The following is a 13435-nucleotide window of genomic DNA, read 5'->3' on the forward strand; positions in this document are numbered from 1 at the left end:
TTAGGGAGAACCTTGAAACGGGGAGTGGGAGATGAGAGAAAACATTTTTTGAATTTTCGCGTATGAGAGGGGGGTACCAGATGCCAAGAGTTTCAAAAAGTACAAGAAGAATGCAAGTTCGCAGTGATTTGATTAATCATTTAAAACAAAATAAAATGACCACGGCATATTGGTATGACCTCGTTGAAGACTACATGAAGTTTTGGGATTTAAAAGAAGAACTCCAAACTTCAATCCGAACAAAAGGCGCAATGATATGGGTTGAAAATGGGAATCAGAAATTTTATAAAAAGAATGATGCTGTGGTTGAACTTCCAAAAATCTCAAAACGAATGGGGGAAATATTAGATAAACTGGATATAGCTTGGCGAGTTGAAAACGAGGGTAAGGATGAGGGAGATGACGTATAATTCCCATCCCTACATTGATGAATATTTTCATCTTATCGAATCTGGTGAAATACCAGCTTGTAAAGAACAGTTCCAGTTAATAAAATATCTCAAAAAAATATTATCCCGTGATGATGTGTATATTGACCATAAAATGGTTGAGGATAGTGTAAATATACCTGCCCGTTATTTTCCATATGAACTCTATCCATGGCAAAAGTTTTCTAATGTATTTATTTTTGGATTGCGCTGGAAAGAAGACCATTCACTTGTATTTGATCGGTACTTTTTTTATATGGGTCGTGGTGGCGGTAAGAATGGTTTCTTTTCATATGATTCTTTCTTTATGATGACAAAGCAGCATGGCATACAAAACTATGACATTGACATTGTAGCGACTAGTGAGGACCAAGCGAAACGATCATTTAAAGATGTTTATACAGTTTTAGAAATGCCCGATAATGAGAAAAAACTCAAAAAGGCTTTTTATAAATCAAAGGTACTTATAAAAAATAACTCCACTAAAAGTGAAATGATCTATAATACATCAAACGCAAGAACAAAGGATAGTAAGCGTACTGGATGTATTTTGTTCGATGAGGAACATGAATATGAAAACTATGATGCTATTAAAGTTTTTACATCTGGTGGAGGTAAAGTTCAAGATTATCGGGAATTCCATATGTCTACAGATGGAAATATCAGAGGGGGTCCTTTAGATGATTTAAAAGAAGAGGCTAAGCTTATATTAAACGGTGAAATTGAAGATATATCCTTGTTCCCTTTCCTATGCAAGCTTGATAATCCGGATGAAGCTGAAAATCCAGATAATTGGACAAAGGCGAATCCATCTTTGCCATATAATAAAGTATTAAAAAGAAAAATGCTTAAAGAATTTAAATTGGGAAAACGCAAGTCTGCAATCATGATGGAATTCATGACTAAGCGAATGAATAGTCCACAAGAGGACACCCGCAAAGAGGTTGCAACGTATGAAGATAGATTAGCAACCGATAAACAACTTCCAGAAGGCCTAGAAGGTGTAGAGGCAATAGGTGGAGTTGACTTTGCAGATGTTAGGGACTTTTGTTCTGTTGGTTTGCTATTTAAAAAGGGTGGAAAAAGATATTGGATTCATCATACATTTATCCATCACTTAGCTTTAAAATTACAGGATATTAATCCTGATATTATTGCTGAGGCAAAAAAAAGGAATTTATGTACGATTATTCACAACGAGAAATCAATTGATCCTGATAGAGTGGTTAATTGGTTTATAGAAAAATTAAAAACCTTTGAAATCAAGAAGATATCAATGGATAAGTACAGAGCAACCATTTTAAAGCCAAAACTTGAAGAGGCAGGTTTCGAGGTTGAAATCGTCAGACGGGGTCCAGCAACTCATGCCATGTTATCGCCTTTAGTTGACGATATGTTCATTAACCAAACAATTGCCTTCCCAGATGACCCTATGATGCGATGGTATGTAGGGAATGTGTACAAGGAAGAAAAAGGCAATGGAAATATGGAATATTGCAAGATCGATAAGGAGAAGCGGAAAACGGATGGTTTTTTCGCTTTTTTACATGCGCTTGTTTTGGATGAAGAGTTAACGGATCAGGACGAGTTCTTTCTTACGGATATTGTTTTTTAGGGAGGTGAGTAAAAATAGGTTTCCTAGATTTATTTAAACGTAATAGTGAACTAGAGCAGATGTATGATGAGGACTTGATAGAAAACACATCAGAACGAATTCAGATGAAGCAGCTAGCCATACAAATTTGTGTAAATATGATAGCCCGAACAATAAGCCAATCTGAATTCCGGGTAAAGAAGAACAGGGAAGTCCTAAAGGATGAGATGTATTACAGGTTGAATGTTAGACCTAACCCTAATATGTCTGCATCACACTTTTGGCAAACAGTAATCTACAAACTTATTCATGACAACGAGTGTTTAATTATTAAATCGGATTCAGATGATTTATTAATTGCTGATGATTTCACACGAATAGAATATGGCCTTGTTGAGGATTTATTCCAAGGTGTAACAGTCAAAAATTTTACCTTTCAACGTACTTTCAGGATGGGTGAAGTAGTTTATCTGGAATATGACAATGAAAGGCTATCTAAGTTAATAGATGGCTTATTTACCGATTATGGATCATTAATTGGCAGATTGTTCGAATTTCAAAAACACAAAAATCAAATAAGGGCAACTGTGGATATGGAAGGGGTAAACGCGAAAGACCCAAGGACACAAGAGAGATTGCAAAATTTTATTAACCGTATGTACCAATCGATAAAAGAAAAAGCATTCGCTATTGTTCCCCAACAAAAGGGATTTACTTATAACGAACAATCATTATCAACACAAGGTGCAAGTGTGGAGGAAATCAATAAAATTACAAACGGATTTCTTGATCAAGTTGCAAGAGCACTAGGTATACCAATTGCTTTAGTTCACGGGGAAATGGCAGATGTTGAAAAGGCTACACGAAACTTCATGACATTTTGCATTGACCCATTCCTGAAAAAAATAAAAGACGAACTTGATGGTAAGTTTATCGCAAAGAAAGATTATCTAGCCGGTACAAAGGTAGATATTAGACGTATCTCATATAGCAATTTATTTGACTTGGCTACCGCGATAGACAAGTTAGTATCTTCTGGAACATTCACAAGAAACGAAGTACGGGAGGAGGCTGGTCATGAACGATCAGATGATCCAAATCTTGATAAATTCATCATCACGAAAAACTACCAAAAAGCAAACGAACTTGAAGGGGGTGAGAATGAGTGAAGCATAAAATTACAGGAGACATATTTAGGTGGAATTCTAGTATTTGGGATTTCAATCGGCTAATGAGATCAGTGAAACCGGATGAAGAAATTGACTTGACCATAAACAGTATGGGCGGTGATGCATTTACTGGGATAGACATCATGAATACATTACGCTCTCACAAAGGAACCGTTACGGTCACAATTTCCGGAATAGCTGCAAGCGCCGCAAGTGTAATGTGTATGGGGGCTGATAAAGTTAAAGCCTATAGTAATACGCAGATGATGTTACACTTTGCATCTAGTGGTATTTTTGGGAATGCGAAGGCGCTTCGAAAGAGAGCTGATGATCTTGAAAGTATTGATGAATCAGTCTTAGCGTCATATACTCATAGGGTGGACGAAGGCGAAGCAAAAAAAATGTTAGAAAAAGAAACATACCTTTCAGCTAAAAAAGCACTAGAAATCGGCTTGATTGATGAAATTGTTGACGCTAAACCTGAAAAGGTTGAATCAGAAGTGTTTGAAAACAAAGCAAAAGAATTTAATAACAAATTATCTAATGAACCAGTTGCATCTTCAACGAGTATCGATGAAGAAACATTAAAGGAGATGTTTGCAGAGTTCAAAAATGAAATTCGAAATGAATTACAACAGAATAACGAACCACCAGAACCAAAGCCTACTCCTGCTGAAACTAAGCAGAATCTGAGTAAGCTTTTTTTAAATTACAAAAACGAGGGAGAGTAAAACATGCCAATTACATTTAATAATTTTGAGGAAAAGAAGTTAGCTTTTGCTAAAGCTACGCAAGAAGGTACGGAAGAGCAGCAAACAGAGGCATTAAACGAAATGCTTGAGGCACTTGCTAAAGATGTACAAGGTGATATTTTAAACAATGTGAATACGCAAATGGCTGATAATGCTGTTATGCAAGCACGCGGATTAAACGTTTTAACTAGTGAAGAGCATAAATTCTTTAATGCTGTTGTGGAGGATGGTGGTTTCAAAGAAACAGAAACACTTCCGAAAACCACCCAAGAACGCATATTTGAAGAATTAAAAAAGGAACATCCACTTATGCAACATCTTGGATTACAAAACTTAGGCGCAGTTACTGAATTCATTTTCTCGGATCCAAGTGGTGCAGCTGTGTGGGGACCATTGTTTGATGGGATTAAAGGGCAATTAAATGCAGCATTCCGGAAAGAGTCTATTACCCAACTTAAATTAACTGCATTTATTCCACTTGCGAATGACATGCTAAAACTTGGTCCGGCTTGGGTAGAACGTTATGTACGTACTATTATCAAAGAAGCAATGGCTGTAGGTCTTGAAAAAGGGTTTGTTGCAGGTACCGGTAAAAATCAACCGATTGGCTTATTGAAGGACCCAGCAGGTAGTGTAGTAGATGGTGTTTATCCAGATAAAACCTCTGCAGGTACTTTAACTTTTGAACCAGGTCGTAAAACAATCAATGAAATGAGAGACGTTATGAAGCTTCTTGCTAAGAAGTTAAAAGGCGACGGAAAAACAAATGCTGATGAACCTAAAAAAATCGCTGGAAAAGTAATTATGGTTACGAATCCATTTGATACATTCGATGTTCAGGCTAATGCTACCATTCAAAATGCAAACGGTGCTTATGTAACGAACTTACCGTTTAACCCGATTACTTCTGAATCAATCTTTGTTCCAGAAAAAAAGGTTCTTTTCTTTGTTAAAGGTGATAATACTGCTGCACTTGGTGGAAGTGAACCAATAAAAAAATATGATCAAACAATGGCTCTAGAGGATGCTACTTTGTTCATTCAAAAGCAGTATGCAACTGGTAAACCAAAAGACAAGTATTCAGCTCAAGTCTATGATTTAGACTTATGGACAGAAACTACACCCTAATGCGCCCGTAAATCTTGTGGCATCTAGTGTTACGGATACAACATTATCGTTAACATGGGATGCCGTTACGTATGAGGCGGGAATCGCAAATTATGAAGTGTTCCGGGATGGTGTAAGTGTTGGAACAAGTGCAACTAACAGCTTTGATGAAAGTGGCTTAACTGCTGATACTGAATATGTGTACCAGGTAAAAGCTATCGGTTCTGATGGTAAAGAATCTACATTAAGTGCTGAATTATCTGTAACAACAGCATCTGCAGTATAAAAAAGGAGGAAATTTTGATCATGCCATACGAAGTAGTGAATTTAATGAGAGATACAGAAGATCCAAAAGATAGTGATGATAATAAAGTGATATATGAACCGGGTGATCCCTATCCAAGAGAAGGCGATTATGAACCGGGTGAAAAACGGATTAAAGAATTATCAACTAAGCATAAAAAGTACAAGCGTGTTTTCATCAAAAAGGTGGAACCGGAGGCTGGAAGAAAAGCAGATGTTTTAACGGCATCTGAAATCAAAAAAATGAATAAAGGACCTCAAAAAGAATTAATAAAGAAACTTGGTGGGGATCCTGAAAAAGCCAAAAATGAAGATGAGCGAATCGCTCTCCTATTGGAATTACAATCTAAAGAACCATCTCCGGAATAGGAGGTGGTTCTTTTGGCATTAACGGATGAACAATTAAATGGTTTAAGGGATGAATTAAAAAGTTATTTACACATCACATGGAATGATGAAGATAAAGACTTATTGAAGTATGTAAAGGACGGCATAGACTATCTAGATGAAACAGCTGGTACAGACGTTGATTATACAACCGATTCGAAGGCTAGACGTTTACTAATGGATTATGGGCGTTATGTATATAACCATTCACTCGAATTGTTTGAAATTAACTTTGAAAGAGAACTTTTCAAATTCTCATTACGAGAGGGGTTGAAAAGTTTTGAAACGCAAAATACAGAAACCAGTACATGAGGTTTTTAATGATGGCTTTCTAATCTATGGACGAACTAAAACTAAACGGGATTCATCCGGTAAACGTATTGGTGAAAAATTTAACGCTGAGGGAAAATTGGCATACAAGCTAATGAGTGCACGTGCAGAAGATCATGATATGGCAGGATCCATAGGTGCTAGTTTGGATAAAAAAGTAAAAACACGGTTCCCTCCAGGTTTCCGTAAAGTTAAAATGACAAGTCTGAAAGCGCGTATGGATACATTTGAATATGACGTGATTAATGTTGATTGGGATAGTGGCAAACGCTATCTCTATTTTTATCTGCAGGAAGTTGGTGAAATCAGTGAATGAGAAACAAAAGAAATACATGAAGGAACAAAAACAAGCGATTTATGATGATATATCAACTACGTTTAAATTGCCTGTTTTTGAAGATGAGTTTGCCGAAGACGAACGACCTACAGATAACCATTTTTTCTTAATTGTTTATGGGGATATGCGTAAAACCGATTCACCCAAAAAAGTGAGACAAGATATTTATGTTGTATATACGTCTGAAAACAATCCAGATGTGGACTCAAATACCTTGGATATCTTAACTGTTGTTTCAAAAGTTAAGGGTATCGATTTTGAGCGATCAATGAGAGAGCGAATTAAAAAAGGTGAAACGGATTATTATTATGATCGTGTCACTATAATTTTCAGCAGGTCACTCCAGAAAGAAGTGACCATATGAGCGTTGAATACGAGGTAGACTACCAAGCGATTGAACAGCTGGAAGAAAAGTTTAAAAAGGTACCGGGAAACATTGAAAATATAATTAATAGTTATCTGCATACCGATGGAGCAGCCAAAACGGTTAAACACATCACACACTTGATGCCTGTTTCTGTTCGCGATACTCCACGTCACGCCAAATACAGTAAATGGGCGAGAGTAGAAAAATTTAATTTAGGTTTTACTATAAAGCCAAAAGGTGGAGCTGCAAGTAATTTAAGTAGTTTCGGTTATTTAGTATTTCCAAACGAGGGACGTGGCCCACATAATCCACTAGAACAACGGTTTATGGAGGGCGGTTTAGAAAGTAGTATAAATGATATTTTATATGGCCGTAACAGTTTAAACGATCATATAGACCGATATTTAGAGGAGGAATTTTAATGCCAACAGTAGTAGAAACGTTTGATCCAGTCACGATTACGAACATGAGTGTACAAATGTTTGGAACAGATGGAACTAAGCAGGATGGAACAAAATTCGGTGCAGCCGGGTCAGTCGGTGGGGAAACAGTACTTCGTGAACTGATTAAACGAGTTGAAGGTTTTGAAGCTGCCAAAAGTTCTAAACCAGAAAAGATGACTTTGACTGTATCAGCACATATTAAAGTACAAGTAATGCGAGATTTCTTTGGTTTCTCTAATCAAGATTTAAAGCCAGGTATCTATTCCTACGGTACCAATTCGAAAGGAAAACGTTTTACGCTAACAGCGGATGTCATTGATGAGTTTGAAGATCAAACGAAATTAATTGCATTTGTTGACTGTGTATCAGCAACTGGTTTTGTATTTACTATTGAAAATGGTGCCGATGAAGTTGCCTTGATGGAGATAAGTTTAGAGGCTTACCCTGATGAATTCAAACAGATTTATTATGAAGCAATGGTTGCTGAACTAGATGATCCAACCGTTGCAGACACATGGCACACACAATTTGACCGTACACTAGTTGAAGCAGTTCCAACTCCCTAATGAGCCCGCTGACCTCACTGCTAGTAATGAGACTGCTACAACAGTTGATTTGAATTGGACAGCGGTCGAGGGTGCCAGTGGGTACAACGTTTATCAGGATGGAGTAAAAATCGATACCGTAACAACAAACAGTTATTCGGTGACAGGTTTAACAACTGCAACAACATATGATTTTTATGTAACTGCAACGAATGATACTGGTGAATCAGAACCAAGTAATACCGTTAATGTTACAACACTTTAGGAGTAGGTTAATCCCTACTCTTTTTCTGTTGTTTAGAGGAGTGAATTTAAATGGCCAATATTGAACTCATAAGAGTCGGAGAAAAACTATATCCAGCTGCAATAACCAATTATTCATTAAGTATGGGCGAAAAATACGGCATGCTACCTAGTTCTAATCTAGATATTATGGTTGAATCTGATCAACGCCTGTGGGTTATATATTTATCCGTTATCGGAATGAACAAGTACTTGGAACTATCCCCTATTGAATTTAGGCAACGTTACACACCGCAACAAGAAGAATTTGAACTGAATTATACAAATCTAATTATGAATTGCACTGATGTTAAAAAGAACAATTTTGCAAAAGGATTATCAGATAGCGTAAGCAAAAAAGTGGAACCAGGACAAAAGAAAATTAAATCCCCGAAATTGAACGTAGAATGCGTTGAGGATAGATATGTTTTGTACTGTTTAGCTGTCGGCATAGATAGTGATATATTTTGGCATTATCCTATCCCGGATGTTGAACGTATTTATCAAAGTAAACAGGCATGGGATAGTTGGAAGAACAATCCTAGGACTGTATAGGAGGTGAAATAATTTGGCTAGAAAAAAGAATGAAACCCAAGTAACCTTTAGTGTCTTTAATAAAGATTTTAATAAAGGCATGAACGAGATGCGTGATGAAAGTAAGCGTCTAAATAAAGAATTTAAACTGCAGCAAGCTCAAATGAGGGATACGGCTACTGCTACAGAAAAATTAGAGGCAAAGATTGAATATCTCGGAAAAGAGTATGACATCACTAGGCGCAAAATAAAGTCTACTGAAGAGCAATTGGAAAAAGCTAAGGAAACATATGGAGAAAACTCAAACGAAGCAAATAAGCTATCTAATAAGTTATTAGACTTGCGAATTTCTGAACAGAAGCTCGAAAACTCTATTAACTATTCTCGTAAAGAAATAGATAAGCAAGGTCAAGAAATGGTAGAGACCAGCGAAGGTGCGGATAAATTAAAACGTTCCCTTCAAGATATTTCAGAAACGGCTAGTGATGTTGGCGACAAATTAAACACCGGTGTCACACTTCCTTTAGCTGGATTAGGTGCGGCAGGTGGAGCAGCAGCTATTAGCATGGATGATGCTATTCAATTAATGATCGGGTCGCTAGGAGCTGTTGGCGATGAAGCAAAACAGCTAGAAACTGATATGCGTACTGTTTGGGAGGACGGCTTTGGAGATAATCCGGAACAAGTTGCACGATCGATTGCGTTAATCAAACAAAATATCCAAGGTATTGATGATGGTGAGGAGCTTCAAAAAGTAACCAAAAACATGTTGATTCTTTCTAAAACAACCGAATCGGATATGTCAGAAGCTACCCGCGGTGTTAACCAACTAATGCATAACTTTGGCATTACTTCTCAAGAAGCCTTGGATTTGTTTACGAAAGGGCAACAGGAAGGTATTAATTATTCTCAAGAAATGTTCGACAACGTTTCCGAATATGCACCTTTATTCAAACAAATGGGATTTACTGCAGAAGAATATTTCTCCATCCTAGCAAACGGAACTAAAAACGGTGCTTATAATCTAGATTATATTAACGATCTGATGAAAGAATTTAATATCCGGGTCCAAGATGGTTCTGATACAACCGCAGATGCATTCAAGGGGATGTCTAAGGAAACACAAAACCTGTTTAAAGAATTTGAGAACGGTGAGGCAACTGCAGAGGATTTATTCAAACAGGTTATTCCGGAACTTGAAAATATGGATGATCAAGTCAAAGCTAACCAAATTGGAGTCGAGCTTTTTGGAACGAAATTTGAGGACCTTGAAAAGACAACCGTTTATTCCCTTGATAACGTTAATGATGCCTTTAAAGACACGGAAGGCGCTATGGATGACCTTGCTAAAACGCAAGAAGAGGCTATAGGTGTTAAAGCGCAAAGAGCTTGGAGAAATTTACAAAAAGCAGTTGAACCAATTGGTGAAGAATTACTAGACATCTTAGAAGATATTACACCAAAAATTGAGGACTTAGCCGAATGGTTTGTAAATTTGGATGATGAAACAAGAGATTATTTATTAACGTTAGGTGGAACTGCTGCAGCTGCTGGACCTGCATTAAAAACCTTCTCTGCCCTTTCAAGGTTAGTAGGTGGTCTACACGGTGGATTTGGAAAAGCAGGTGCTGCCGCTGGTAAAAAAGGATTTGGCGGAACACTGCTAAGGGTTATAAGTAAAGCGGGTCCTGTTGGCTTAGCTGTTGGTGTTATTGGCGGATTAAGCGTTGCGATTAATAACCTAATATCTGATGAAGAGGAATTAAATAAGGTATCTTTTAAAAAATATGATTCTTTGATGAAGCAGCACGAATCGAACGCAAAAATGATTGAACAATATGATATGCTTCGAAATCAATCTAAATTAACTGCTGACGAGTTTGAGAGATATGTAGACCTGCAAAGCGAATTACAAGAAGCAACGGATCCGGAAGTCATTAAAGCTATAAAAGATGAAATGGCAGAATTAGAAGAGAAGTCTGGATTCACAAATGGAGAACTAGACACCATGGTTGGCTTAAATGATGATCTAGTTGACGCATTACCAGGTGCATCCGGCGAAATCACAGACCAAGGAAAAGCTGTAGCAGGGACAACAGGTGAACTAAAAAAATATAACTCCGAAATTAGTAAAATGGCTACTCTTGAATTAGAGGGGCAATATCTAGATGCTTTGGAAAATCAAAGTAAATTACTTAAAGATAGAACCGAACAGCAAAACAAATTTAACATGTTAAAAGACCATGAATCTATAGTTGCTCAAGTACTGGATAATTATAATCAACAATCGGTTGATTCAGCTCTTACAAAACTTGAGACTCAAGGTAAAGAGCTTCGCAATTTGATCAATAGCGGACAATTAAGAGGCGAAGAACTCGAACTAGCCAAGCAACAAGAAAAAGTAAATGCTAATATCCGTCAAGCATTGAGTGAAGGTGAATCTGAATTAAACAAGCAATTAAGGACCCTCAAACAGCAAAAAAACGAGCAAGAAATTAAGATATTAAATACAGATAAAGAAATAGCAAAACTCGGCCAAGTATTTCAGAAATTACAAACCAATTACTTAGTTAGTGCTGGTATAACCGAAGAAAAAGCATATCAAGCTTATCAAGACGGTAAGGCACTTGAAGTTTTAGATAATAAAATCTCAAAATTACAGGAAGAAAAACAAAAGCTAAAGGAAAACACACCTGCAGCACAACGTAATACAGAAGAATATAGGGATCAGGTCAGTGAAATTGATGATCAAATTGATAAATTAAATACTGCTAAAGGTAAAATCAAGGATTTATCTAAAGATGCTGAGGACTATACAGATGAACTTGGCGAAGACGTCACCAAGAATGTCATAGCGAACCTTAGCCCATCTGCTGACGCAATTGATAAAAGGTTGCAAAAAGCAGTTTCAAAAAAGGTAGGCGTTTATACGGATTATATTCGAGGTAATGCACCTTCCTTTTTTGGAGATAGTAATGCGGATGGAACAAATTTCTTTAATCACCCAAGTGGGCGTTCCTGGTTAGGTGAAAAAGGTACTGAATTAATTAATGAGGGCAACAAATGGTGGCTAGCGGATTTTGGATTATACAACCTAAAGCAAGGAGCTAAAGTCTTCACAGCCGAACAAACGGATAAAATTTTTAGTGGATTAAGTAAATTACCTGGTTATGCAACCGGTAAAGGTGTAAGCCCGGAAATGAGTAGAAACCTAGATAGAATGAGTTCTGCGCTAACTATGAGTAATAATATTAATAATCAATTAAATGTTCAGATTGGTGTTGGAGATGTCATTATAAATGATCGCATAGCTGGACAAATATTATGGAGGCCCATAAAAGAAAACATCGATTTTCACGAACGCAGAAATGAAACCTTTAGGAGGTGAGAAGATTGAAAAGTGAGTTAAACTTTAAGGTTAAATACAATAATATCTCAACAGACATGCACGATATTGGTCTTTGGGTTGAATCTTTTCATATTTTCTCCCCAAATGCAGAACGAACTAAATTAACGGTACCGGGAATGGCGGGATCCCATCAATCCAATTATAGAATGGGCGAAAGAAAGGTTCATATTGCTTTGCAGATAGAATCAGATACTATGATTGAATATGATGAAATTAAACATAAAATCTATGAACTATTTTATACAGAAAAAGAGTTTTCTATAATTCGAGACTTAACTCCCGATAAAGAAATATTTGTTATTCAGGAAGGCGACTATGATATTGAAAATATTACACAATCAGATGGGGAATTCAGTCTTACATTAACGATGTTAGACCCGTATCTTTACGGACCCGAGCTAACACCACCTTTCCCATCTGATGTCGCAATCGTAACTAATAATGGTACGGCTGATGCAGACCCCATAATTGAATTAGAAGTCATGGCACCTATAACCTTTGCTATGGTTCAAAATCAAAATGACGAATACATGATGATAGGGCGTCCGGCACCTGTAGAACAAGAACCGGTTGAAGAATATACCAAACTGATTAACGATAATATGAGTACCTTAGTGGGGTGGGGGGATGCAGTAACTGTCACCGATGGCTATTTAGGTGGAGAAATTGAATCAGATGGAATTAGGTTTTTTCCAAGGTCTTTTGGTACAGCTGTTGCACCTTTACGTTGGCAAGGTCCGGGTCTTGTAAAATCATTACCCGAAGAAGTGCAAGACTTTGAAATGAATGTCACCGTTCGAAATGAGAATGTCGGATGGGAAACCGGTATGGTTGAAGCCTATTTGCTGGATAGCTTAGATAGGCAGATTGTTAGAATTCATTTATCCGATTCATGGAAGGAATCAGCTAACATAAACGGTCGAGTGCAATTAGGGCATGATGAATATCAACGCTTTCCATTCATGACAAGTGCACCTGATAATCATCGTGATTGGAATAATTTTTATGGCATTATGAAGCTGCAAAGGCGTGGCAACCGCTGGTGGTTTTATTTTGCAAGGATAAGCGATGATAAACGTGTCCAAATTTCTCACAAGCATTACATTCCACCGATTGAAGGGATATTCCAAGAGAAAGTTGCTAAGGTACAGATTGTTTTTCGTAAATGGCCCAATACGGAAACAACCCGAATGGGCGTTTATCATTTAAACTTTTGGAAGATTAATGATCTATCTCCAGATGAAGTACCGATTATAGCTGATGTTGGCGATATTATCACGTTTGACCATGTGAACGAGGAATTATTGATCAATGGTGAAGATAAAAAGTCCCTAAAGGATTTTGGCGGAAGCTATTTCGGATTAAAACCCGGTGAAAATCAGTTGATTGTACACCCTAGCAATGCATTTAATACAAACATTCGATTTCGTGAGCGGTTTAAGTAGGAG

At 37.2% G+C, this 13435-nt stretch carries 15 protein-coding genes and 1 pseudogene; all 16 read left to right on the plus strand.

Annotated features, from left to right (window positions below):
* Nucleotides 1-80 precede the first annotated feature (80 nt).
* The 16 genes and pseudogenes from IEV74_RS02695 (at nt 81) to IEV74_RS02770 (ending at nt 13432) form a co-directional block, all read left to right on the plus strand.
* Nucleotides 81-410 (plus strand): P27 family phage terminase small subunit, encoded by a 330-nt coding sequence (locus IEV74_RS02695; RefSeq protein ID WP_188453788.1) that lies wholly within the window; start codon nt 81-83, stop codon nt 408-410.
* Nucleotides 400-2043 (plus strand): terminase TerL endonuclease subunit, encoded by a 1644-nt coding sequence (locus tag IEV74_RS02700; RefSeq protein WP_188453789.1) that lies wholly within the window; start codon nt 400-402, stop codon nt 2041-2043. Before IEV74_RS02695 ends, IEV74_RS02700 begins: the two co-directional genes overlap by 11 nt.
* 59 nt (nt 2044-2102) lie before the next feature.
* Nucleotides 2103-3191, plus strand: a complete 1089-nt coding sequence (locus IEV74_RS02705; RefSeq protein ID WP_188453790.1) for a phage portal protein — start codon at nt 2103-2105, stop codon at nt 3189-3191.
* Nucleotides 3188-3922 carry a head maturation protease, ClpP-related gene (locus IEV74_RS02710; RefSeq protein WP_188453791.1) on the plus strand — a complete coding sequence of 245 codons (735 nt, stop codon included), beginning with the start codon at nt 3188-3190 and terminating at the stop codon, nt 3920-3922. The genes IEV74_RS02705 and IEV74_RS02710 overlap by 4 nt, the downstream gene beginning before the upstream one ends.
* Before the next feature lie 3 nt (nt 3923-3925).
* On the plus strand, nt 3926-5071 hold the full coding sequence (locus IEV74_RS02715; protein ID WP_188453792.1) for a phage major capsid protein: 1146 nt from the start codon (nt 3926-3928) through the stop codon (nt 5069-5071).
* A 13-nt stretch (nt 5072-5084) separates the two neighbouring features.
* Nucleotides 5085-5336: pseudogene (locus tag IEV74_RS02720) on the plus strand (fibronectin type III domain-containing protein); the annotation flags it as partial.
* 20 nt (nt 5337-5356) lie between these two features.
* Nucleotides 5357-5722, plus strand: a complete 366-nt coding sequence (locus tag IEV74_RS02725; RefSeq protein WP_188453794.1) for a hypothetical protein — start codon at nt 5357-5359, stop codon at nt 5720-5722.
* 12 nt (nt 5723-5734) lie between these two features.
* Nucleotides 5735-6052: a hypothetical protein gene (locus IEV74_RS02730; RefSeq protein ID WP_188453795.1), complete on the plus strand. Its 318-nt coding sequence runs from the start codon at nt 5735-5737 to the stop codon at nt 6050-6052.
* Nucleotides 6021-6386: a phage head-tail adapter protein gene (locus tag IEV74_RS02735; protein ID WP_229683040.1), complete on the plus strand. Its 366-nt coding sequence runs from the start codon at nt 6021-6023 to the stop codon at nt 6384-6386. Before IEV74_RS02730 ends, IEV74_RS02735 begins: the two co-directional genes overlap by 32 nt.
* A complete protein-coding gene (locus IEV74_RS02740; protein ID WP_188453796.1) occupies nt 6370-6771 on the plus strand; it encodes a hypothetical protein in 402 nt (133 codons plus the stop codon). The genes IEV74_RS02735 and IEV74_RS02740 overlap by 17 nt, the downstream gene beginning before the upstream one ends.
* Nucleotides 6768-7196 (plus strand): hypothetical protein, encoded by a 429-nt coding sequence (locus tag IEV74_RS02745; RefSeq protein ID WP_188453797.1) that lies wholly within the window; start codon nt 6768-6770, stop codon nt 7194-7196. Before IEV74_RS02740 ends, IEV74_RS02745 begins: the two co-directional genes overlap by 4 nt.
* On the plus strand, nt 7196-7783 hold the full coding sequence (locus IEV74_RS02750) for a phage tail protein (protein ID WP_188453798.1): 588 nt from the start codon (nt 7196-7198) through the stop codon (nt 7781-7783). The genes IEV74_RS02745 and IEV74_RS02750 overlap by 1 nt, the downstream gene beginning before the upstream one ends.
* Entirely contained in the window at nt 7761-8027 is a 267-nt protein-coding gene (locus IEV74_RS02755) for a fibronectin type III domain-containing protein (protein WP_188453799.1), read from the plus strand. The genes IEV74_RS02750 and IEV74_RS02755 overlap by 23 nt, the downstream gene beginning before the upstream one ends.
* 50 nt (nt 8028-8077) lie before the next feature.
* Nucleotides 8078-8599 (plus strand): hypothetical protein, encoded by a 522-nt coding sequence (locus IEV74_RS02760; protein ID WP_188453800.1) that lies wholly within the window; start codon nt 8078-8080, stop codon nt 8597-8599.
* A gap of 13 nt (nt 8600-8612) precedes the next feature.
* On the plus strand, nt 8613-11966 hold the full coding sequence (locus tag IEV74_RS02765; RefSeq protein WP_188453801.1) for a phage tail tape measure protein: 3354 nt from the start codon (nt 8613-8615) through the stop codon (nt 11964-11966).
* A 5-nt stretch (nt 11967-11971) separates the two neighbouring features.
* On the plus strand, nt 11972-13432 hold the full coding sequence (locus IEV74_RS02770; protein ID WP_188453802.1) for a phage tail domain-containing protein: 1461 nt from the start codon (nt 11972-11974) through the stop codon (nt 13430-13432).
* Nucleotides 13433-13435: the final 3 nt, after the last annotated feature.

Source organism: Virgibacillus oceani (genome assembly GCF_014638995.1).
Taxonomy (GTDB): Bacteria; Bacillota; Bacilli; order Bacillales; family Amphibacillaceae; genus Virgibacillus_E; species Virgibacillus_E oceani.